The sequence below is a fragment of the Bacteroidota bacterium genome, from assembly GCA_026391695.1.
In the GTDB taxonomy this organism is placed as follows: Bacteria; Bacteroidota; Bacteroidia; order Bacteroidales; family JAGONC01; genus JAPLDP01.
This window is the reverse complement of sequence record JAPLDP010000064.1, coordinates 24,662-48,166: the sequence shown is the minus strand read 5'-3', so window position 1 is coordinate 48,166 and position 23,505 is coordinate 24,662. Positions and strand designations below refer to the sequence as shown.

Genomic DNA, 23,505 nt, shown 5'->3' with positions numbered 1-23,505 from the left:
CGCTAACCTTTTCGTATTTCCTTTTTCAGATTAAAAAAGCGCATAACTTTGTGGTGCTAGGTGATTACCTCCGTGTTTCTCAGTGGTTAATCTAACTAATTATAACACAAAGATTCACAAAGAAGACACAGAGGAACACAGAGGCATAAATGCAAGGTCAAAACACTTTTAAGACAATCCTATATACAGAAGGTATCGTTGAATATAATATACCCTGATGCGGTTTAGTGATATCATCGGCCAGAAAACTCTTAAGCAGCGTCTTATCCAAACGGTCAGAGACAGCCGCATCAGCCATGCTCAGCTTTTTCTCGGACCGGAAGGCAGTGGTAAGCTGGCTTTAGCTATCGCTTATGCCCAGTATATTAATTGTGAAAAAAGGGAAAATGGCGATTCTTGCGGCCATTGCCCTTCATGTATTAAATACAATAAGCTTATCCATCCTGATCTGCATTTCATTTTCCCGGTGGCAGCGACAAAAGAAGTTCCCAAAGATCCGGTAAGCAATAATTTCCTCAGAGACTGGCGTGAACTCCTGATCGAAAATAACGGTTATATATCCTTGGGCGACTGGTATGAAAAAATTGAGATAGAGAACAGGCAGGGCATCATCAATGCTGATGACTGCAATGAGATACTCCGCACCCTGAGCTACAAATCCTATGAATCGGAATACAAAGTGATGATCATTTGGATGGTTGAAAAGCTCTATCATGCTGCAGCACCGAAAATCCTGAAGATCCTTGAAGAGCCGCCTGATAAAACCCTGTTTCTCCTTGTCTCGGAAAATCAAGACCAAATTATCAATACAATTCTATCCCGGACTCATCTTGTCAAGATTCCGAAACTGACAGATGCAGAGCTTTATGACGTTTTGAAAATGAGGTTTAGAAACAGGAAAGAGGAGGAAGTTATCGATATTGTGAGTCTTGTTGACGGGAATTTTCATCAGGCCATCAGGTTGCTCGGCGAGCCTGAAAACGCAATAAGTCATTTCAATAACTTCAGTACCTGGATGAGGATGTGCTACCAGCGCAAGATTGCCGATATCGAAAAATTTGTTGAGGAGATAGCCGGCATAGGCCGCGAAAAGCAGAAAGAGTTTATGGTTTATACCTTAAAATTTGTAAGGGAATGCCTGGTGATGCAATTCGGGAAATCGGAAATGACAAGGCTGAATCCTTTAGAGCAGAAATTTGCTTTAAACTTTGCGCCTTATATCAATGCTGCCAATGCCGATTTATTTTATGATGAGCTGAATAAAGCTATATTTCATATTGAACGGAATGCCAATCCTTCCATCCTGTTTATGGACCTGTCGCTGAAGATTAGCCAGTTACTTAAAATGAAGGCATCCTGATCATAAGGAAATTTTTTATAATTTTGTTTCCTTAACGGATCATATAAATGGAAGAGAATCCACAGGAAGTCAGGAAGAATAATTTTTTATCGAGAGGTTGCTCCGCAGAGCCACAGCTTTACCAGAAAAATGATACCATTTATAGCCATGGTTGCAGTAAACTGGACACTTATGACTGGTTGAAAGACCTTGTATTCCCGGGTGGTTATAAGCTTTTCGATTGCATTGAAGTCAGGTTCAAGAACAGCCGGAAAGATTATTTCCGTGTGCCGGAAGGCATTGATCTTCATACAGGTGATATTGTTGCTGTTGAAGCTGCACCGGGGCATGATCTGGGTATCGTTACGCTCACCGGCGAGGTTGTTCGTATTCAGATGAAGAAAAGGAAGATAAATCCCGCTTCAGAAGATATCAAGAAGGTATACAGGAAAGCCCGTACATCGGATATTGAAAAATGGATAACAGCTGTTGAGAATGAGGACATAACGATGTTCAAGGCAAGAAAAATGGCTGGCCAGCTTAACTTAAAAATGAAAGTAAACGATGTGGAATACCAGGGTGATGGTACAAAAGCTATTTTTTATTATACAGCCGAGGAACGTGTTGATTTCAGGGAATTGATCAAGGTACTTGCTGAAGAATTCAAAGTGCGCATTGAGATGCGCCAGATAGGTGTAAGGCAGGAGTCAAGCAGGCTGGGAGGTATCGGCACATGCGGCAGAGAATTGTGTTGCTCCACGTGGCTTACCAGCTTCCGTTCTGTCACCACCACTGCTGCCAGGGTCCAGCAGCTTTCTCCCAATCCACAAAAACTTACCGGCCAATGCAGCAAGCTTAAATGCTGTCTCAACTACGAATTTGAAACTTATCTCGACGCCCTTAAAGAATTCCCTAACAACGAAATCATTCTTAAAACCCAAAAAGGTGAAGCTATACACCAGAAAACCGACATTTTCCGTAAAGTGATGTGGTATTCCTATGTGAATGATCAGGCTAATGTACTGGCTATCCCGGTTGATAAAGTCCGCGAGATCATCGAGCGTAATGCAAAGGGTAATTTCCCGGAAAAATTGGAAAACTTTTCCGATTTAAAAGAACAGAAAGCTGTTGACTTCGAGAATGTTGTCGGCCAGGATGACCTGCGGCGATTCGATGATTTAGACCGTGAAGAGAGACGAAAATGACCATCTCCACTTATCACCTGATAACCCACATTCATGATCGTGCATCCTCAAATAAAATATCGTCACCTCTTACCTTTGATCATCCTTATATTACTGACCTCGTGCGATCCAAAAAGAGTATATGAGAATTACCTGCCAACTGATAAAAATCTTTGGAACAGATATGATATAAAGAAATTTGACGTTCAGATAAAGGATACGACGATCTTCTATGATTTTTATATAAACATACGCAACACAACCGATTATCCGTATAGCAATATGTTCATCTTTTTCAATACACAGTTTCCCGATGGTCAGCTTTTTCGCGACACGCTGGAATGCCAGCTGGCTGATTTACAGGGTAGGTGGCTTGGAAAAGGAATAGGAAAGATTAAGGATAACCGTATTCGCTTTAAGAGCATGGTTCGGTTTCCCAGAAGTGGTACATATTTGTTCTCTGTCGAGCAGGCAATGAGAGTCGTAGACCTGCAGGGCATTACAGATATCGGGCTCCGGATTGAAAAACACTGACATAGCGATACTGGATAACACAAAGGATATTATGGATAAAAAAAACCATAATAACGTTAAAAAATATGTGAAGTACTTCTGGTTCTTCTATGGAGGTGTGTTACTGTTTATCATTCTCCTTTTTGCAATCATTTCGCTGGGATGGCTGGGTTTTATGCCCTCCTTCGAGGAATTGGAGAATCCAAGGAGTAATCTGGCATCGGAAATCATCTCTGCTGACCAGCAGGTCCTCGGAACATATTATATAGAGAACCGCTCCAACGTGACCTATACAGAGTTGTCACCAAGCCTTGTTCAGGCACTCATTGCCACGGAGGATATCAGGTTTACCAGGCACTCCGGTGTAGATGTCAAGGCGGTATTCAGAGTGATGTTTGGTGTCCTGACAGGCAAACAGAAAGGAGGGGGTAGCACCATCACTCAACAGCTGGCAAAGAATCTTTTTCCCCGTAAGCCCGACCGCACCCTGATTGAGACCATTTTTGTCAAGCTGAAGGAGTGGGTCACTGCAGTGAAACTGGAACGCAATTATACAAAGGAAGAGATTATTGCCATGTATTTCAATACTGTTCCTTTTGGGAGCCAGGCCTATGGAATAAAGTCGGCAGCTAAAACATTTTTTAATAAAGAATCCGGAGAGCTGACCATTGATGAATCCGCATTGCTTATCGGTATTTTAAAGGCGCCATCCTGGTACAGCCCTATCACCCATCCCGACCGCGCACTGAAAAGAAGGGAGACAGTGTTACATCAGATGGCAAAATATAATTTCATCACTAGTGAGCAGTATGAAACGTTGATGGCTTCGCCATTGGATATGTCGAAATATACAATTCAGGATCATACTGCAGGACTAGCCAAACATTTTCGGGAATACCTCAGGGGCAAACTGGCTAAATGGTGCGAAGAACATTACAAAACGGATGGCACACCGTACAATTTATATAAAGACGGTCTGAGGATATATACAACTATTAATTCGAAGATGCAGATTTACGCTGAGGAAGCTGTGAATGAGCATCTTGGCAAGGATCTGCAGCCTGCATTCTATGATCACTGGAAACGTCACTATAATGCTCCCTTTGTGTTTGAACTTGGTGAGGCCACAAAAGAGATCAACAGCCTTATGATGCAAGCTGTCAAACGCAGCGATAGGTATCGAACCCTGAAAGAGGCCGGCATGGCTGAAGACTCTATAATGCTATCATTCAGGACACCGGTAAAAATGAATGTTTTCTCGTGGAAAGGGGACTTTGATACCGTGATGGCTCCAATGGATTCTATACGGTATTATAAGTTCTTTTTACGGGCAGGCATGATGTCGATAGAACCGAACACCGGTTTTGTCAGGGCTTATGTATGTGCTCCGGATTACCTGTATTTCAAATTCGATAATGTCATTTATGGCAAACGTCAGGTTGGATCGACCTTTAAACCGATCCTTTACAGTCTGGCTATGCAGGAAGGCGAATATTCGCCATGTACCGAGGTTCCGAATATTCAGTATAGTATCACATTGGAAAACGGTGATATTTGGTCCCCAGAAAATACCTCTGAATACAAAATGGGACAGATGATAACATTAAAGGAAGCGCTGGCCCACTCCAACAATTGGATATCTGCCTACCTGATGAAGCGCTATACACCACAGGCTGTCATCGTGATGGCACAGAAGATGGGTATTACCAGCGAAATTCCTCCGGTATATTCTATTGCTCTCGGCTCAGCCGATCTGTCATTGTATGAAATGACAGGTGCCTTTAACGTTTTTGCCAGTAAGGGAATATATAAAGAACCCATTTTTATAACGCGTATTGAGGATAAGCATGGGAATGTGATCGAAACTTTTATTCCCAAACAGCAGGAGGCCATGAGTGAAGAAACGGCATATCTCATGCTGGCTTTGATGAAAGGGGTGGTTGAGACAGGCACTGGCATCCGGCTACGGTTGAAATATAGGTTTATTAATCCAATAGCAGGTAAAACAGGAACCACTCAGAATTACTCTGATGGATGGTTCATGGGTATTACACCCGACCTGGTCACTGGTATATGGGTGGGTTGTGAAGATCGTGCAGCCCATTTCCGCTCAATGGCTCTCGGCCAGGGTGCCAATATGGCATTACCTATCTGGGCCATATATATGAAAAAAATCTATGCAGATCCCTTGTTGAATATTTCCCGGGGTGATTTTGAAAGGCCATTAAAGCCACTTTCGGTAGATATAGATTGTACAAAGCAAAAAACCAGAAATACAGTAAAAAATCGCTTTGATGAGGAAGACTTTTAATCTGAAACTGGATCAGGAATGATATACGGTAAAAAAGTGGTTATTGTCCTGCCAGCATACAATGCCGAGCAGACACTTAAGCAAACCTACCATGAGATACCCTTTGACATCGTGGATGAGGTGATTCTGGTTGATGATAAGAGTACTGATGAAACAGTTCGTCTGGCGCATGAAATTGGAATTCATCATATCATTGTCCATGAAATAAATAAAGGATACGGCAGTAATCAGAAGACCTGTTACAACAAGGCCCTGGAAATTGGTGCCGACATTATTATCATGCTGCATCCCGATTACCAGTACACGCCATTGCTGATCCCTTCGATGGCTTACATTATCGCTACAGGTCTTTATCCCGTTGTTCTTGGCTCACGTATTCTGGGCAAAGGAGCCTTAAAAGGAGGAATGCCATGGATTAAGTACGTTTCCAACCGTTTTCTCACATTAGTTCAGAATTTATTACTTAATCAAAAACTTTCGGAGTATCATACAGGCTTTAGGGCTTTTTCGCGGGAAGTCCTTGAAAATATCAATTACGAAGCTAATTCTGATAATTTTGTATTTGATAACCAGCTGCTGGCACAGATATTCTATGCCGGATATGAAATAGCTGAAATTACATGTCCTACAAAATATTTTAAAGAAGCATCATCCATCAACCTGAGAAACGCTACAATTTACGCCTTCGGTGTTTTAATGGTGTCGCTCAGCTATTTTCTGAACAAGATAGGACTATTAAATACAAAGCGGTTCAAGAGTACATCCAATAGCTGATTATGAAAAATCGTCTTTCACTCACTGTCACCATCTTCCTTGGGATCATTATCATCCTGTTTAATTTTTTATACCTGCCTTCAAATATTTTGTCGTGGGATGTTTTCGGCTACTACTTATGGTTACCTGAATTGTTCCTGTATGGTGATTTAGGTTTAAAAGATATTTCCGTTGTTCAGCACATAATTGATATATATCATAGTACAGCCACATTTTATCAAGCTGTTCAGTTGCCATCCGGTGAATGGGTTATGCGCTATTCTATGGGGATGGCCCTCATCTATTCTCCGGCATTTTTTGCCGGACATATTATAGCACTGCTTTTTGGTTTCACTCCTGATGGTTTCTCTGCACCTTATCAGTATGCGATACTTATATGGGGCATTATCTTTACTCTGACCGGTCTATTCGTTCTCAGAAAGGTTCTGTTGAATTATTTTAATGACCGTATCACGACTTTTGTCTTGATCATTCTGATTATTGGCACCAATTTCTTTTATCATAATGCGTTTTATGGTGCCAATGCCATGAACCATAATTACCTGTTCACTTTATATGCTTCACTTATATGGTCAACATTGAAATGGCATGAGACCCCAAGATTCAGATATGCTGTTTCTATAGGTATTATTATTGGTATTATTATTCTCAGTAGACCTCCGGAAATTGCGTGTGTCCTGATACCATTATTATGGGGAATAATCGACAAACAATCCATCAGGGAAAAACTAAACCTGATAAGTCAAAATAAAAGACAAGTAATAATCGCAGTATTAATTGCAGGATTGATTTTATTCATGCAGCTTATTTATTATAAGGTTTTCACTGGTAAATTCCTGTTTTACAGTTATAGTGGCAATGCTGGTGAGGGATTCGAGTTCCTGAACCCCCCGACGTTGACATTTTTATTCGGTTTCACAAAAGGATGGCTTATCTATACACCTATTATGATTTTTGCCATTTCTGGTTTTTATTTCTTCTACAAAAAAAATAAGTATGCCTTTTATGCTTCGTTCATTTATTTCATTGTAAACCTGTATATTGTATCAAGTTGGTCGACTTGTTGGGGTGAGAGCCTCGGCCAGAAAAATGTCATTCAGTCCTATGCCATTCTCGCACTGCCAATGGGCTATTTTCTTTCTGCTCTCACTGTTTCAAAGAAATTAGTACGGATTAGTGTTGGCATTGTCTTTTCATTTCTGATCTTTCTTAATCTTTTTCAGACCTGGCAAATCCTTTATGGTGTTCTTGATCCATCGAGGATGACCAGATCTTACTATTTCAGGATTTTCGGCAAAACAAAGGTCAGCCAGGAAGATAAAAAGCTTCTGTTAGTCGAACGATCATATACAGGTACTGAAATTTTTACCAATCAACAGGATTACAACGGGAGGATTTTGCGCAATCTTGATTTTGAGATGGATGGGTCAGACTTTGCCACAAAGCATTATATCACATCTTTCGCACATTCAGGACATTCATCTTTAAAAATGGATAGTACTGTTGAATTCTCACCTAACATTGCCGCAAAATTCAAGGATCTGACCAGTAAGGACCATGCCTGGATACGAGCAAGTGCATACATTTATCCAGTCTCAGAGCTAAAGGGCAAACCCTTGTTTCTTGTTATGACTTTCTCACATAAAGGCGCAAACTATCAATACAAGACTTTGAATATTTCCGATCTGGATCTGAAGATGAATGAATGGAACCGAGTTACAATGGATTATATGACTCCATTTCCCCGGACTAAAAGAGATGACCTGAATGTATATTTATGGAATCCCGGAAAAGCAGAAGTATTTGTAGATGATTTTATGGTAGAAGTGTTTGAGAGAAACTATTAATTCGATACCCCATCATTATTAAAGCAATGGCTCTATGAAAGTTAATAAACCTGTTTTTCTGAATCGTTTGCCCAGAATCACAAATTGGATTATTATTATTATCGTCATTTTCTATATTGGAATTACACAAGATTGGAATAAACCAAAGAGAGTAATTGAAAGTGATGTTCTGGCCTATTATTTATATCTGCCAGCTGTCATAATTCACAACGATGTCACTCTTGATTGGGCATACAAGGATATTGACTTTTATAGGGACAAGCTATGGGTTCTTATTACGCCTGAAAATAAGAAACTCATTCAATTTACATATGGACTATCGCTTCTCTATTCTCCTTTTTTTACCATTGCTCATGTATCGGCACCCTTGTTTGGGTATGATGCCAATGGTTATTCGATTCCTTATAAAATAGCTTTATTAGTCAGTTGCGTCTTTTATCTGGCAATAGGATTGTATTGCTTAAGAAAGATTTTATCAAGACATTTCTCGCCATTAGTCACTTCAATAACACTGTTTGCCGTTGTTATTGGTACCAATCTTTTATACTATTCGACATATGAAGCCCCCATGTCACATGCTTATAATTTCTCTTTTATCATTATCTATTTGTATTTATTAATAAAATGGTTAGAGAAATCCTCGGCTCTTAACAGTGTGCTTCTCGGCCTTGTGATAGGATTAATCACCCTGATACGTCCTACAAACGGATTGATTATCATTCTATTTTTCTTATGGGGAATAACTTCTTGGAGTTCATTCCTTAACCGACTCATTTACTTAATGAAGTCTTATTGGAAGATTCTTATCATGATGGTTGCTTTTTTCGTCATGTGGATTCCACAATTCCTCTATTGGCATAAGATCACAGGTTCATTTTTCTATTTCTCATATGGTGACAGGGCATGGTTCTTTTTCAATGATCCCCAAATCATCAATGTGTTGTTCAGCTATCGGAAAGGGTGGCTGTTATATACACCTATTATGATATTTTCATTAACAGGCATACCTTTTTTAATTAAATATTGGAAAGAAGCCTTTCTTCCTGTTCTGGTTTTTATAGTTATAAATATTTATATAATTTCTTCCTGGTGTTTCTGGTGGTATGGTGGTAGTTTTGGTTTGAGAGCTTTCGTAGATTCTTACGGTCTGCTGGCATTACCTTTTGCCGCATTCATACAATGGGTCTTTGACCGGAGAATTGTTGTTAGAATTTCATTTCTTTTTCTGATTACGTTAATGATCGCACATAATCTTTTCCAAATAGCCCAGTATAGGAATGGTGCTATCCATTATGTTTCAATGACCAAGAAGGCTTATTGGGAGTCATTTGGGAAACTAAAACCAACGCCAATGTTCTACAAGTATCTTGAATTTCCTGATTATAAAGGCGTTGAAGAGAAAATTCATGAAGCAAAAATGAAACGGGAGAGGGAAAAGGGGATTTGATAAAATTTACTAAATTTGCCATTTTCATTTATCCGCATGTTTGGAATGATATAGTTTGATATGGTTTTCAGTAGTAGCCTTTTTCTTTTATATTTCCTTCCCTTCTATTTACTGATATACTTCATCGTTGACCCAAAGTATAAGAATGTATTTACTCTTTTAGCGAGTATTTTCTTTTTTGCGTGGGGTGCTCCCAAGTTCATATTTATAGTATTGGCTTCCATACTGATTGAGTTTTACTTAGTCAATTACATGTCGGCTGCTGAAGGCAGGAGAAGAAAATTCTTTCTGACGCTTTCACTCATTCTTAATTTAGGTCTTCTGGTTTATTTTAAATATGCGAACTTCTTTATCGAAAATCTTGATGCTATCCTGAATAGTTTTGGATTAAAATCTGTACTCTGGACTAAAATCGCTCTTCCGATTGGTATTTCGTTTTTTACGTTTCAGAAGATCACCTATACTGTTGATGTTTACCGGAAAATTCATGCCCCACTTAAAAAAGTATGGGATTATGCTTTTTATATTCTCATGTTTCCGCATCTTATAGCTGGGCCTATTGTGAGGTTTAATTTAATTGCCGACCAGATCGAAGATCGCGGATATAATGAAACAATAGACAACCGATTAACCGGCCTTTTCCGTTTTACCATTGGTTTAGCAAAAAAAGTACTAATAGCCAATGTTCTCGGAGAGCAGGTCGATAGGATTTTTGCCCTCAGTGGAGGAGATTTGACTTCCTCGACGGCATGGATTGGGATTGTGGCTTATGCATTTCAGATTTATTATGATTTCTCCGGTTATTCAGATATGACCATCGGACTGGCAAGAATGATTGGATTTGACTTCCCTGAGAATTTCAACAATCCATATATTTCCCAAAGTATAACCGAATTCTGGAGACGGTGGCATATGACACTGGGTAGGTTCATGAAAGATTATCTTTATATCCCGCTTGGAGGAAACAAAGTGTCGACTGCAAGGTTATACTTCAACCTATGGGTTGTTTTTCTCTTATCGGGTTTGTGGCACGGAGCAGCCTGGAACTTCGTTCTCTGGGGAGCCTATCAGGGGGTATTCCTTGTTGCTGACCGTTTATTCCTGGTCAGGTTTTATAATAGGATTGGTAAAATACCAAGCATGACTATAACTTTTTTCATAATCCTGATTGGATGGGTTTTTTTCCGCGCTAACACCTTGGATCATGCATGGATGTATCTTAAAACCATGTTCAACTTTAATTTCAGTAACACAGGGATGTCCTTTGATGCCCGTTTCTGGACAATGATGGTTTTTGCGGTAATCTTCGCCTTCTGGGCTGCATTCAGTAAAATTGAAAAATGGCAAGAAATAATCTTTGGTAAAATTCAGAAGAACAGTACTATAATCACGATGGTTGTCGCTTCTTTCATTTTATTTATTATCAGTTTAAGTGCCATCACCTCTACTGGATTTAATCCGTTCATTTATTTCAGATTTTAGGGATTTAATGACCAGAGTAAAATATATCGGGTATTTCATTATTGTGATTTTACTGTTCTTTCCAGTTATCCAGAAGACATTCCAATTATTCAGGATTAATCCTTTAAACGGTTATTATCAGCCAATTAAGGAACCTATATTTACTTTTAAGGATTTCTTTGCAGGTGTTTTCCAGGATCCCTTCAATAAATATCTGGAAGAAAACATCGGTTTCCATCCAATATTGGTCAGATTGAACAACCAGATTTCCTTTACTTTATTCGGAATGGCCAATGCCAGCGAGGTGGTTGTTGGCAAGAAGAACTATTTATATGAAAAAAATTATATTAAGGCTTATCTTGGTCTGGACTTCAAAGGCAAAGAGTATTGGGACGACAAAACATATAAAATAAAATTCATTCAGGATGAACTAAAAAAAGTAGGTGTTGATCTGATAGTTATTTTTGCACCCGGAAAAGCAACTTTTTTCCCTGAGTACATTCCACGTCATTATCATCCTGAAGCAAAATCAATATCCAACCGTGAATACCTTGTTAAGACCTTCCAGAATCAGCACATTAATTTCATTGATTTTGATGAATATTTTGTCGCAATGAAGGATACTGTGACTTATCCGCTGTATCCCCAATGTGGTATCCATTGGAGTTCTTATGGAGTTGCTATTGCTATGGATTCAATCATCCGATATATTGAGAACCTGAAACAGAAAAACATGGTTGACTTTGGCTGGAATGTTGTCGAAGTAAGTGATAGCCTTCGTGTGCCAGATTATGATCTTGCTGAAGGAATGAATTTATTATTTAATATTCCTTACTACCCAATGGCATATCCAAAACTCTATTTCAGGGAAGATTCTTTAACTTATAAGCCCAATGTTATCACTATTGCCGACAGCTATTACTGGAATCTCCATGGTTCTGGCATCACTCAAAGGATATATAATTCTGATAAGTTTTGGTACTATTTCAATATCGCCTATGGTACCGGTTATCCGGGAGGGAAAGATATCAAACAGATCAATGTTTTAGATGAAATTGAACGTTGTGATGTGGTGGTCATCTTATCAACCGATGCTAATCTTTATAAATTTGCTTTCGGATTTGAGGAAGATGTGTATAATCTGATAAAGCAAAAGCAGGAACTGGCAGTGAATCAAGAATTGGATGAGGATAGGATTCGCACTATTGAGTTGGATATCCGAAATGACAGTACCTGGTTTAACGAGATAAAACAGAAAGCCATTAAGAAGGGTATTACGGTCGAAGAAATGTTAAAGTTAGATGCCAAATGGGTTTATATGAAAGAGAATCATAATAAGAAATAAAAGACTATCTTGGCTCCAGATTCTAGTGGCTTTAATCATATTATCTTATCTTTATATCCAGATAAAAGATGGATAATCCTCAGATTCATCACCCTATAAGCAGGAAATTAGAGATACCAAATAATATAAAAGTATGATTCATAAATCAAACCCGTTGGTCTCAGCAAATACGTTTAAAAGCATTCTTTATTTTTTGCTGTCAACCCTGGTAATCTGTGGTCCGGCTTTCTATAATGGGTATCCCTTAGTGACTTCTGATTCCGGAACATATATGCTTTCATCCTTTACACTAATACCTCCTAATACACGACCTATCGGTTATGGTTTGTTTATCAGGATTTTTTCATGGCAGTTTACTATGTGGACGGTTATATATGCTCAGTCTCTAATTATGAATCTTCTCATCTTTAAAGTAATTAGTCTGTTAATACCCAATAGGAGAATATATTTCATGCATTTTTCAATCATCATAATTTTAGTATTAATATCAGGTTTTGGATGGTATTGTTCTCAACTTATGCCGGACATTTTTACCGCAGGAGTTTTTATGGTTTTTTTCATAGTTCTATCTGAAAAGAAGTTGACCCTATTTGACGCAATAATCTATTTGACTGTATTATTCTTTTTTCTGATTTCTCACTTTAGTAATATCCTTATTTCCTTTTTGCTGATACTCACATTTTCAGTTATCATTTTATTCAAATCAAAGCTATTTATAAGCAGGAGAAAAGCAGTCAGGAGGTTGGCATTATTGACAACCGGATTGATGTGTTCAGTTTTATTTCTAATGTCTAATCATTATTATCATGGGAAAGGATTCCGATTAAGTCTGACATCCAATGTTTTCTTATCAGCACGGCTCGCAGAGGATGGCATTTTAAAAAAGTACCTGGTTGAAAATTGCGGAAAGGTTAGCAGTATTAATAGTATCCTGTGTGATAGCATTGAATTATTACCAACCTCTTTTAACGACTTCCTCTGGGCAAAGAAATCCTATCTTGGAGGTATTGGTTATCCTATGCCCCAATGGGAGAAAGCGGATAGTATATTTGCACCAGTGGTGCGTGATATTCTCACAACACCAAGATATCTTAAGTTATACATTTGGGAAGATATTAAAGGTACATGCCGTCAGCTTTTCAGCCTTGGACTTGGCTGTGGAGTGGACTCTTACCGGGAAAATTCTGCACCATATTACCCGATAAAACATCATTTAAAGAATGAAATCGATGAGTTTATGAACACGCGTCAGAGCTGGGGAATGTTAAAATTCAATACCAGTGATCTGATAAATTACTTTACTCTTGGATTCTCCGTCATCATTATCTTCTGGGCCTGTTATAATAGGAAGATCTCGGACAGGATGATACTTTTAATTATCATTTGTGGACTGGGGTATCTGTATAACGCGGCAGTTACATCAAGTCTTGCTGATGTTTCAAACCGTTTTCAGCCAAGGGTTGCCTGGCTAGTTGATTTAATTGCAATGATCATTATATATCTCAGACTTTTACGGATTAAAGACCAGTTATCATCAAAACCTCACGATCAGTCAGAAAATCTATGAAACTAATCATACAAATACCCTGTTATAACGAAGCTAAAACTCTGGCAATTACCTTAAATGCGTTACCCAAAATAGTTGAGGGATTCGATTGCACTGAAATTTTAATTATCGACGATGGGAGTACTGATGATACTGTTAAAGTAGCTGAGGAATTTGGTGTAGATCATATCATTTCTTTCAAAAAAAATCAGGGTCTTGCCAAAGTATTTATGGCCGGTACCGAGGCTTGTATGAAGTTAGGAGCTGATGTGATCGTCAACACGGATGCCGATAATCAATACAATGCCGATGACATTCCTGCACTGACACGTCCCATCCTTGACGGGAAAGCTGATATGGTGATCGGTGTGCGCCCCATCCAGCAGATCAAACATTTTTCGTGGATCAAGAAACAGATGCAGCGGTTGGGTTCTTGGGTGGTGAGAAAGGCAAGTGCCACCGACATACCTGATGCGCCTAGCGGATTCCGTGCTTTTTCGCGTAATGCAGCTATGCAGATTAATGTATTCAACGACTATACATACACACTCGAGACGATTATCCAGGCGGGGAGAAAAAATATGGCCATCACATGGGTCCCTGTCAGCGTGAATGAAGACTTGAGACCATCGCGCCTGGTAAAAAGCATTCCGGCATACATCAAGATATCTATCCTCACTATACTCAGGATATTCATCACATATCAACCGCTGAAGTTTTTTGTCTTTTTCGGATCCATCACCTTTACTGCCGGATTTATCCTGGGCCTGAGATGGCTGATATTTTTTATCATTGGTACCGAACGGACCCGGTTGCCCAGTCTCATACTGACCGCGATCCTGATCCTGACCGGCGTATTTTTCTTTTTTCTGGGTTTTGTAGCCGATCTTATTGCAGTTAACCGGAAAATTTTAGAGGAGAACCAGTATCGCTTACGGAAACTTGAATTGGAAGCTGAAGTTCAGAAAAAGGAACCTGTGAAATCTGGAAATAAGAAATAATATCTCCTGTGGGATAGTCCATATATGAAGGATCAATTAAAAAAGTATATCAAACTTTTTCTTTCGATTTTGCTAAGCGGTGTAATCCTGTGGCTGATTTACCGGAAAATGGATTTTGTACAGCTGGCTGCCACATTCAGGCAAATAAGGCTCCTTCCAGCCCTTGTGTTCCTTTTGTCATTCATTCCCCAGTTCTTCTTGGCCACCGTGCGTTGGAAAGTCATGGTACGACGCATCGGAGGCGTAACACAAACTTTTTACAAATCCTTTCAACAGGTAGTCGGAAGTTACAGCGCCAACCTTGTGATCCCAGGGAAGATGGGAGAGTTTGTCCGTATACCCTGGATGCGGAAGCTTCCACTCAATACGCCTGTGTTGATTCTGGTAATGCTCGAAAAATCACTTGATTTGCTAGCTGTCATCATGAACCTCTTTATATTCCTTGTTGTTTATATTATGTTAACAGACAACAACTTATCTATCCTGAACCTCATTACTCTAATCCTTGGACTGTTCATAATGACAGTTGTCCTGCTCTATTATTTCAGAAAAGGGATATCTTCATGGATTGAAAAGAGGTTTAAAGGCTATCTGAATAAAAAAAGCGGTGACTTTTTTTATTTCAGATGGAAGCAGGTCATCGGGCATTTTGATCAGCATATCCAGTGGTATCTGTTGATATCCATCCTGTTATGGCTGGTACAGGGATTTGAATTTTTTATTATTTTCTGGATGTTCGGTATCAGGATATCGCTGGTAAACGTGTATACTGGTTGTTTCCTGGCCCTGCTTGCGGGAGCTCTTCCGGTTTCCATTGCCGGGCTGGGCCCCCGCGATGCAGTAATCATCACATTTTTTAAAGGGGCAGCATCTTATGCCACATTGGCTGGAGTCGGACTTATGTCGCTATTCAGGATTATCATTGCTGCACTGGTTGGATTGCCTTTCTTTTTTATACAAACAAAGGAGTCGTAAATGACGAATTTCAATATACATCAATTCCGAAGCTACCTGCTTACCCGGTTACAGGGAATTCTCACTCAGCTCGACAGGGATGAGGATTCATGCACTTTCGGATGCTTTGACAGGAATTTCTGGCATTACAAGATAAGGGACTTTTCGTCGATGATCCTGCAACAAGGCATGCTGATCCCACACACTCTTTATCACCTTGATTTTCCCGGCAATCCATTGTATCTGCATCCGTATGCCCTGAAATGGGTGGATGGCGCACTTATTTTCTGGGCATCGCAGCAACTTCGCAGCGGGGCATTCAATGAATATTATCCTTATGAATCGGGCTATCCCCCAACGGCATTCAGTTTATATGCTGTCGGACTCGTCGCCCGGGAAAGGCAGTACAATATTGAAAATGAGCAGGTAAAGAAGGCCATACAGAAAGCAGCTAATTGGCTGATGTCGCACCGCGAGGTTCAAGCCTTTAACCAAGAAGCTGCCGGATTGGCAGGTTTGTTTCTTTGCAGAGGAATTCCGGGCATACAGATCGATCTGGCTAAGCTTAGAAACCGATTGGATGAATTTCTTAATGGTCAGTCACCTGAAGGTTGGTTCCCGGAATACGGGGGTACGGATGCCGGTTATTTATCCGTTACTATAGACTGTCTCTGGGATATCTATGAAATAACCGGTGATAAGAAGATATCGCTGGCGTTGGAAAAAGCAGCCGATTACATTTCAAAGCTGATATCCGTGTCAGGGCATACACCGGTGATGATCAACGCGCGAAATACGGATTATATTGTTCCTTACGGACTTATCAGGATGGCTGAGAAAAGCCCACTGACGGCAAAAATTGTCCGGACTCTTTTTAGCCAGACATCTGATCCGGGACATTTCCTTCACCGGACTGATGACCGGTATACGTGTCACTATGTGTATCAATCGTGTTACCGCAGCCTTCCTTATCTGGAAAAAATGACCGAGCAAAGCATACAGTTACCCGCTGATAAGCTTTTCAACCAATACCTGGAACAGGCCGGTATCTGGATCCGGCATTATGCCGGGGTGAAAAGTATGTATGTGTATGCAAAGAAGGGGGGAATTGTCAATGTCTTTGACAGGAAAGGGATCAGGGAGGTTAATTTTGGATGGCGGGCAAGACTGGGAAAAGGTAAGGTGGGGGTGACCCACTGGCTGGATGCCGGATATCAGGTTGAGAGATCAGCGGAGGATAAGATCATCATCAGGGGACGGTTGTCAAAACATGGTTGGATGAAATCGTCGCCTTTAAGGCATGTGATCCTGAGGGTGGTCAGTTACCTGTTTGGACACCGGTTGATGACCTGGCTGAGAAAAGCGATGATCTTTTCAAGTCCGTCAATCGATGTAGAATTTGTCCGCACCGTTGAATTGAAAAACGATCAAGTTGTTATTGAGGACACGTTTACGGGTGGTGGTTTGAAGGGATTGGAGCTTTACCGTGCGCCGCATTATTCGTTGCGGCATGTGGCGAGTGCCGGGAATTTCGTCCCTGAGGAGATGATTGTGCTAAGTGAAGATAGAATCAGATTAAAACCTGGAGTGAATGAAATAAAAATTAAATCAGAAATTGAGTTTTAAAAATTTTGTAAACCACTAATATTTTTTCTCTGTGGCCCTCCGTGCCTTCTCTGTGCATCTCTGTGTCGCCTTTTAATAAATGCAAGTATCACAGAGGTCACAGAGGAGAGGCACAGTGATATACGGAGATATAATTTGATTCGGATGATGACGGATTTGCAGAAAATCCAGCATGTGATTGATCACGGCCTCTGTACCCGCTGCGGTAGCTGCATAGGGCTAAGCCAGGGCCAGATGCGGTTCACCGATCGCATAGGAACGATATTGCCCCAGATTGAGCAGAAACTGAGCGATACCCTTGCCCGGGATCTCTGGACGGCCTGCTCCGGTGAGGAGGTGAACTTTCCGGCGCTGAATCAATTTGTTTTCGGCGGAAAGGGCATCCACCATCCCTATTTCGGTACCTATCGCAACCTACTCATCGCGTTCTCTTCCGATCCCACTATCCGCAGGCGGGGAGGCAGTGCCGGCGTGATCTCTACAGCCCTGATCTGGTTGCTGGAAAGGAACATGATCCAAGGTGCAGTGGTTTTGGGTATGTCGGCCAAAGAGCCCTGGCTGCCCAGGCCATTCATAGCCACCACTCGCGAAGAGGTACTGTCGGCTGCCCAGAGCAAGTACCTGGTAACGCCGGTAAACGAGCTTTTGCCAGAGATGGAACAGTTCAATGGCACGTTGACGTATGTAGGCCTTCCATGCCAGGTGCATTCGATCCGCAAATTGCAGATGGCCGGGCATCCTTCAGTTAAAAAAATCGGCTGTATCATCGCTCCCTATTGCGGACTAAACCTGCATTTTTCGTCCATAAGGAGTTTTCTCCGCTCACATGGCGAGAAAGACTACAGGGAGATCGCCGACCTGCAGTTCAGGCATGGCGAATGGCCGGGGAATATGCGCGTGGAGATGAAAAGTGGCAGGGTATACCAGCTTCCCAAATTCCACGCAAACTACCTGATCCCTTTTCACATGATGGACCGCTGCAGGGTGTGCATCGATGTTGCCAATGAGTTCGCGGATATATCCGTCGGGGATGCCTGGGCGCCGGTATATGAAGAGAGAGGCAAGGGCTTCTCGATCGTCATGGCCCGTTCGAAAGCCGGAAAAGCCATCCTGGATCAAATGATCGATGAAGGCGTGGTGGAGGTACTACCTTTAACGGAGCAGGAGGCGGTGAAGATGCACTCGCACATGTATGATAACAAGAAAAGGGGTGCCTTTATCCGGATGAAACGCCGGAAATTCCGGCCTGATTACAATCTGTCATTTCCATCTAATATCAATTTCAAGCGACGTGTGTTCGAATTTACGATGAGTGTCATCTTGGTGATCCTGCGGACCCGTTTGGTGACCTGGGTGGTGGATATGCTGCCTTCCGGTTTTGTCGGAAAGACATTCAATTCATTTAAAGTGTTCTGGAAGAGAATCACATTCTCTGTTAAGAGGGAGGATCTTTAAAATGCTCTTCTGTGATTTTCTGTGCCTCTCTATGTCACTTTTTTTATAAATACAAGTATCACAGAGAGACATAGAGGGCACAAAGTTAAATAGCTTTTTCCCCAATAATCATTTGATTTACAAATAGAAAATTGAATAATCGAAGAGTTTCAATGATCTTGTCTAGTTTAAGTGATATATGCGGAGGGGGATAAATATGTAAATAAGGTAAAAATGAAACCGGGGCAAACATGAAACGTCGGTATTCAAGGATTTCAAAACCACCCATCTGCAAGGTATTAACTAATTCCTTCTTATACATATCAGATTCATGATGGTCTTCTTTTAACAGCCCTATTTTATTTGAGAGATTATCCCAGGAGGGGACCGGGCAGGTAGCCACAAATATCCCGCCCGGTTTTAAAACTTCATACGCTTCTTGAATGGCCTTGACAGGATTATTTAAATGTTCAAGAAGCGCAAGTGCAGATACTATATCGTAGAAGTTTCTGGGTAATTCAGCAGGAAGACAAGTTACATCTCCCTGAATGATTTTTATATTAAAAGGGATGTAAGATGCAGATTCAATAAGTTCTTTGGAGAATTCAATTCCGATAAAATCACTTTCGGGCATTAGCCTGTCCATCTCCTGCAAGGTAAGACCTTCGGCTGATCCCATATCAAGGACATGTAAGCCCTTTGATTTTTTCAAATATCTACTTGCTGAATTAACGACCACCCTGGCACGGGTTTTATAACGAAAGATCAATTCAGGTTTATTTTTTCTTTCAAGTGCATAATTGCCTGACAGAATTCCTTTAGGTTGTGAGGGATCTTCCATGTCTGATGTAAAATTTTAAGATTAAAAAAAGTTTAACTATGAGTCGCAAATAACTAAAACCCAATATTACCTCTGTGTTTCACTGTGCTTTCTCTGTGGCTCTCTGTGTCACTTTTAAATAAATACAAGTATCACAGAGAACACAGAGGAGGCACAGTGGGCACAGAGAGTTTATTTGAGGTATCTTCGGCTGAAGATGTTGTATTTCAGGATGCAATATATCGCCCGGAAACCGTCTTTGGCGCCGATCTTCTTCCCCTCCTCATACGTCCTGCCATAGTAAGAAATACCAACTTCATATATCCTGATACCAGAGAATCTGGCAATCTTAGCAGTCACCTCCGGTTCAAATCCAAAACGGTTCTCTTTGAATAGAATCTTCTTAATGATTTCCGCCCTGAATAGCTTGTAACAGGTTTCCATATCGGTCAGATTCAGATTAGTGAACATGTTTGAGATAAAGGTGAGAAGCCTGTTGCCGATGGTATGCCAGAAAAACAGAATGCGGTGGGGATTACCACCTATGAATCGCGATCCGTAAACCACATCGGCGTATCCTTCAAGCATCGGTTTCAGAAGGATGTTATATTCTTCAGGATCATATTCCAGGTCGGCATCCTGAATGATTATATAATCACCTGTAGCCTCCTGAATTCCCCTGTGCAATGCAGCCCCTTTACCCATGTTCACAGGCTGGTTGAATAATTTAATCGTGTGATCTTTATGCAGATCAATATAAGCTTCAACAACAGTTGCCGTATCATCCCCGGAATAATCATTCACAACAATAAGCTCTTTCGACAGATCACCGCTCAGTGTCACCCGGCACACTTTATCCATTATCAAATGAATAGTTTTAGCTTCATTATATGCCGGAATGATGACAGAAAGTTTTTTGTGATTCATAGAATGATTAAATTTATTTTTGTGTAGTATTGCAGAAAGGATCCATATGAAATTATTGGTCAAATCGATATGGAATACAGTTAACAAATTTATTAAAAAATATTCCAGGTACTGGAAATACCTTTTGCTTCTCATCTTTCTGATATGGGTGGCTTTCCTATATTCCCGGAAGATCAATTTTATGGTTTCAGATGCAGGAAGGCACATCAAAAATGGCGAAATCTTTTTCAAAGAGCATAAAATCCTTTCCACAAATTATTATTCATATACCAACACCAATTTCCTATTTCCCACCCATCACTGGGGTGTGGGAGTTATATATTATGTCATTTGGAAGATGTCAGGCTTCGAAGTACTATCAGCTTTTAACACTCTGTTAATAGTTTTAGCTTTATTTTTCTTCTACAAATCAGCCGAAAGATTAGTCGGTTTCAAATTAGCTTTTTTATTCTCTCTACTTGTCGTTCCCTTGCTAATGTCCAGGGTGGAGGTGAGGCCGGAGAATTTCAGCTACCTATTCTCTGGCATAGCTTTCTTTATGTTGATCAGGTTTGATCTCAAAGAGATCGGTTTTAAATGGCTTTTGATTACACTTGTCATCATTCAGATCCTCTGGGTGAATATACATATCTTCTTCGTTTTCAATTTTGTCTTTGTTGGTGCGTTCTGGCTTCATAACCTTATCAATCATAAATCGATTAAAAACCATTCCATCCTTCTGGGTGCTTTGGTCCTGTCGAGTATGGTAAGCCCGTTCCATGTCAAGGCTCTCTTAGAACCCTTGACAATCTTTCACAATTTTGATATGCAGATCACCGAAAATTTTCCGGTTCCCTTTTTGGAGGAAGGTCATTTATTTCAGAATGTCTACTTTTTCTATTTCAAGCTCATTTTCTTAATAGCAGCGGTGAACTTGGTTTTGGTGCTTATCAAGAAAAATCTTAGATCACTGTGCGTTTATTTACTATTGTTTTTATTCATCAGTATATTGGCCTGGAGAATGAACCGCTTTGAATGTATATTTGGTTTGATGATGATCCCAATCATGGCCCTGAATCACAAAATCATTGTTGAAAATTACAATATTCGGCTTCAGACCATCTTATATTGCATGATATCTTACGTGATCATCAACTTTTTTATAATTCATTCTTTTTCAATGCTCAAGATATCAGGATTAGGCATCGAAAATGAAAAAATGAACAATGCCGCTTATTTTTTCAGGAAAAATAAACTTTCAGGTCCAATACTGAATAATATGAATATCGGCAGCTATCTGATCTTTCATCTTTTTCCTCAGGAAAAGGTTTTCTATGATGCACGCCCGGAAGCATACCCCTCAACATTCATCAGGGACAATTACCGCCAAATCATGCAGAAACCTGAAAAATGGAATGAGGGCCTGGAAAAATATAAGTTTAATGTCATTTTTTTCTATAAAGTGATAATGACTGATTATGAAAAGTCTTTTCTGGAGCAACGCCTGAAGGATTCGGGGTGGAAGGTGGTATACAACGATGATTATTCTATCATACTGATGAGAGTATAATTATTGTGTAAAAGAATTCTACGTACTAAAATTGAGCGCAGGTATAACCAACGCTCAACGTTAAACAAATTGCAGAAACAGAGCTATTTTATTCCCAGTTTGGTTTTTATCTCCTTCGGAATCCCATCCTTATTCACCATGATATCAAGGGTGTTCATGAGCACATAAGGCTTGGAAGCATACATATACCCTTTATATTTGGCATCGGTTCCCCAGGAGTTTTTAACAATATAGTACAGGTTACCATTCTGGTCTTTGGCTATTCCGGTAATATGCATCCCATGATCGTCAGTCATGTTGTAATTGTCAAAGGCCTGTTGGTGTATAACCTGGGTGATCGTTTTTTCAAATCCGGGTTTATCAAATTTGTAAAGCGAGGCATCTTTTTCCGAATCAGTCATCTTCTCCCATTTTTCTTTTTCTTCAATGGTCATTTTATCAGGCCGGGCTTCAGGGACTATGGCTACACCATTCTTCCAGGAGAATCCTTTTTCGCTCATATCAGCCCCCCAGGCGACAGTATAACCGTTTTCAAGAGAATAATCAATCACTTTTTCCAGGTCATCCAATGGGATGTTATATATTTCATCACCCATCCAGTTATCGGGAACCTCAAGAACAAATTTTTCATAGAAGGGATGATGTGAAAAGGATGCCAGTTCAATATAATCATCCAGATTCAATCCCAGTGATCCAGCAAAACTTATGGGTGTATATTCCTTGCCCTTGTAATCAAATTTTTCGGGAAGTCTACCAAGATAGGCATCAACGACAGCTTCAAATCCGTCATGCCATACAGGCGACAATTTATTATTCGGATTCTGAACAATCGCATCCACATAAGCTTTCAAAACAGCATCCATTTCATTATGAACAGGGTTCTTTTCTCCGATAGTCATCCCACTATAGATCTCTTCCGGAACAATGCCATATTTTTTAATCTCTTCAGTCACATCATGGGATGCTCCACCTGGACCAAATTCCATTTTGCCATGCACCCTGACATATTTTTCAGCCTTTTCAGGATAAGTATGCCGGACGATGAACATTTCGGAGAGATCATATTCGCCATGTCCCGTTCTCAATAATTCAGACTCCAGGAAAGAAATTGTTGCATAGCTCCAGCATGTACTCGATTTATACTGGTTTTCGACGGGGGTTGCAGGAAGCTGTTTTATAATGGTGAACTGGTAACCTTCATCGGTTTTTTTAGCTTCATCCTGTGCATAGCTGATATTGGGGGCTAAAAGTCCTGCCCCCAAAATGAAAACCATTAATGTTGTGATGTAATACTTCATTTTTTTGTTGTTAATGTTAAACAAAACCTATCAATTCCAGACAAAAGTATAAAATAATACAGTTATCCATAGTTCTTTCGCCTGACTCATTTTTCCCGCTCCATTCTCTTTTTTTTAACTTTGCAGCCT

18 protein-coding genes are annotated in these 23,505 nt (G+C 40.3%); 15 read left to right on the top strand and 3 right to left on the bottom strand.

Annotated features, from left to right (window positions below; genetic code table 11):
* Window positions 1–217 precede the first annotated feature (217 nt).
* The 14 genes from NT175_08100 (at window position 218) to NT175_08035 (ending at window position 18,803) form a co-directional block, all read left to right on the top strand.
* On the top strand, window positions 218–1,360 hold the full coding sequence (locus tag NT175_08100) for a hypothetical protein (protein ID MCX6234669.1): 1,143 nt from the start codon (window positions 218–220) through the stop codon (window positions 1,358–1,360).
* A gap of 47 nt (window positions 1,361–1,407) precedes the next feature.
* Window positions 1,408–2,544 carry a regulatory iron-sulfur-containing complex subunit RicT gene (ricT, locus tag NT175_08095; protein ID MCX6234668.1) on the top strand — a complete coding sequence of 379 codons (1,137 nt, stop codon included), beginning with the start codon at window positions 1,408–1,410 and terminating at the stop codon, window positions 2,542–2,544.
* A gap of 75 nt (window positions 2,545–2,619) precedes the next feature.
* Window positions 2,620–3,057, top strand: coding sequence for a gliding motility lipoprotein GldH (locus tag NT175_08090; GenBank protein MCX6234667.1), 438 nt, complete (start codon window positions 2,620–2,622; stop codon window positions 3,055–3,057).
* A 31-nt stretch (window positions 3,058–3,088) separates the two neighbouring features.
* The gene (locus NT175_08085) at window positions 3,089–5,347 is read left to right on the top strand and encodes a transglycosylase domain-containing protein (protein ID MCX6234666.1); all 2,259 of its coding nucleotides are present in this window, start codon (window positions 3,089–3,091) and stop codon (window positions 5,345–5,347) included.
* Window positions 5,348–5,365: 18 nt separating this feature from the next.
* Window positions 5,366–6,121 carry a glycosyltransferase family 2 protein gene (locus tag NT175_08080; protein MCX6234665.1) on the top strand — a complete coding sequence of 252 codons (756 nt, stop codon included), beginning with the start codon at window positions 5,366–5,368 and terminating at the stop codon, window positions 6,119–6,121.
* A 2-nt stretch (window positions 6,122–6,123) separates the two neighbouring features.
* The gene (locus tag NT175_08075) at window positions 6,124–7,968 is read left to right on the top strand and encodes a hypothetical protein (protein ID MCX6234664.1); all 1,845 of its coding nucleotides are present in this window, start codon (window positions 6,124–6,126) and stop codon (window positions 7,966–7,968) included.
* A 34-nt stretch (window positions 7,969–8,002) separates the two neighbouring features.
* A complete protein-coding gene (locus NT175_08070) occupies window positions 8,003–9,415 on the top strand; it encodes a hypothetical protein (protein MCX6234663.1) in 1,413 nt (470 codons plus the stop codon).
* A gap of 213 nt (window positions 9,416–9,628) precedes the next feature.
* A complete protein-coding gene (locus NT175_08065; protein MCX6234662.1) occupies window positions 9,629–10,897 on the top strand; it encodes an MBOAT family protein in 1,269 nt (422 codons plus the stop codon).
* 7 nt (window positions 10,898–10,904) lie between these two features.
* A complete protein-coding gene (locus NT175_08060; protein MCX6234661.1) occupies window positions 10,905–12,221 on the top strand; it encodes a hypothetical protein in 1,317 nt (438 codons plus the stop codon).
* 787 nt (window positions 12,222–13,008) lie between these two features.
* Window positions 13,009–13,788: a hypothetical protein gene (locus NT175_08055; protein MCX6234660.1), complete on the top strand. Its 780-nt coding sequence runs from the start codon at window positions 13,009–13,011 to the stop codon at window positions 13,786–13,788.
* Complete coding sequence (locus tag NT175_08050; GenBank protein MCX6234659.1) at window positions 13,785–14,768, top strand: glycosyltransferase family 2 protein; 984 nt, start codon at window positions 13,785–13,787, stop codon at window positions 14,766–14,768. The genes NT175_08055 and NT175_08050 overlap by 4 nt, the downstream gene beginning before the upstream one ends.
* Window positions 14,769–14,792: 24 nt before the next feature.
* The gene (locus tag NT175_08045; GenBank protein ID MCX6234658.1) at window positions 14,793–15,743 is read left to right on the top strand and encodes a lysylphosphatidylglycerol synthase transmembrane domain-containing protein; all 951 of its coding nucleotides are present in this window, start codon (window positions 14,793–14,795) and stop codon (window positions 15,741–15,743) included.
* Window positions 15,744–17,348 (top strand): hypothetical protein, encoded by a 1,605-nt coding sequence (locus tag NT175_08040; GenBank protein MCX6234657.1) that lies wholly within the window; start codon window positions 15,744–15,746, stop codon window positions 17,346–17,348.
* Window positions 17,349–17,582: 234 nt separating this feature from the next.
* Window positions 17,583–18,803: a Coenzyme F420 hydrogenase/dehydrogenase, beta subunit C-terminal domain gene (locus NT175_08035; GenBank protein ID MCX6234656.1), complete on the top strand. Its 1,221-nt coding sequence runs from the start codon at window positions 17,583–17,585 to the stop codon at window positions 18,801–18,803.
* 85 nt (window positions 18,804–18,888) lie between these two features.
* On the opposite strand, the gene NT175_08030 is transcribed toward NT175_08035, so the two are convergent.
* Entirely contained in the window at window positions 18,889–19,623 is a 735-nt protein-coding gene (locus tag NT175_08030; GenBank protein MCX6234655.1) for a class I SAM-dependent methyltransferase, read from the bottom strand.
* A gap of 171 nt (window positions 19,624–19,794) precedes the next feature.
* Complete coding sequence (locus NT175_08025) at window positions 19,795–20,529, bottom strand: glycosyltransferase family 2 protein (protein MCX6234654.1); 735 nt, start codon at window positions 20,527–20,529, stop codon at window positions 19,795–19,797.
* A gap of 46 nt (window positions 20,530–20,575) precedes the next feature.
* Between NT175_08025 and NT175_08020 the strand changes: the two genes are divergently transcribed.
* Window positions 20,576–22,078, top strand: a complete 1,503-nt coding sequence (locus tag NT175_08020; protein MCX6234653.1) for a hypothetical protein — start codon at window positions 20,576–20,578, stop codon at window positions 22,076–22,078.
* Between the two features lie 83 nt (window positions 22,079–22,161).
* Here the strand turns inward: NT175_08020 and NT175_08015 are convergent, their stop codons facing one another.
* Window positions 22,162–23,376 (bottom strand): aminopeptidase, encoded by a 1,215-nt coding sequence (locus NT175_08015; protein ID MCX6234652.1) that lies wholly within the window; start codon window positions 23,374–23,376, stop codon window positions 22,162–22,164.
* Window positions 23,377–23,505: the final 129 nt, after the last annotated feature.

Bases quoted from the DNA above. Each gene is read 5' to 3' on its own strand.
- NT175_08100 (MCX6234669.1), top strand. From the start codon at position 218: ATGCGGTTTAGTGATATCATCGGCCAGAAAACTCTTAAGCAGCGTCTT.
- ricT (MCX6234668.1), top strand. From the start codon at position 1,408: ATGGAAGAGAATCCACAGGAAGTCAGGAAGAATAATTTTTTATCGAGA.
- NT175_08085 (MCX6234666.1), top strand. From the start codon at position 3,089: ATGGATAAAAAAAACCATAATAACGTTAAAAAATATGTGAAGTACTTC.
- NT175_08080 (MCX6234665.1), top strand. From the start codon at position 5,366: ATGATATACGGTAAAAAAGTGGTTATTGTCCTGCCAGCATACAATGCC.
- NT175_08075 (MCX6234664.1), top strand. From the start codon at position 6,124: ATGAAAAATCGTCTTTCACTCACTGTCACCATCTTCCTTGGGATCATT.
- NT175_08070 (MCX6234663.1), top strand. From the start codon at position 8,003: ATGAAAGTTAATAAACCTGTTTTTCTGAATCGTTTGCCCAGAATCACA.
- NT175_08060 (MCX6234661.1), top strand. From the start codon at position 10,905: ATGACCAGAGTAAAATATATCGGGTATTTCATTATTGTGATTTTACTG.
- NT175_08055 (MCX6234660.1), top strand. From the start codon at position 13,009: ATGTCTAATCATTATTATCATGGGAAAGGATTCCGATTAAGTCTGACA.
- NT175_08050 (MCX6234659.1), top strand. From the start codon at position 13,785: ATGAAACTAATCATACAAATACCCTGTTATAACGAAGCTAAAACTCTG.
- NT175_08045 (MCX6234658.1), top strand. From the start codon at position 14,793: ATGAAGGATCAATTAAAAAAGTATATCAAACTTTTTCTTTCGATTTTG.
- NT175_08040 (MCX6234657.1), top strand. From the start codon at position 15,744: ATGACGAATTTCAATATACATCAATTCCGAAGCTACCTGCTTACCCGG.
- NT175_08035 (MCX6234656.1), top strand. From the start codon at position 17,583: ATGCGGTTCACCGATCGCATAGGAACGATATTGCCCCAGATTGAGCAG.
- NT175_08030 (MCX6234655.1), bottom strand. From the start codon at position 19,623: ATGGAAGATCCCTCACAACCTAAAGGAATTCTGTCAGGCAATTATGCA.
- NT175_08025 (MCX6234654.1), bottom strand. From the start codon at position 20,529: ATGAATCACAAAAAACTTTCTGTCATCATTCCGGCATATAATGAAGCT.
- NT175_08020 (MCX6234653.1), top strand. From the start codon at position 20,576: ATGAAATTATTGGTCAAATCGATATGGAATACAGTTAACAAATTTATT.
- NT175_08015 (MCX6234652.1), bottom strand. From the start codon at position 23,376: ATGAAGTATTACATCACAACATTAATGGTTTTCATTTTGGGGGCAGGA.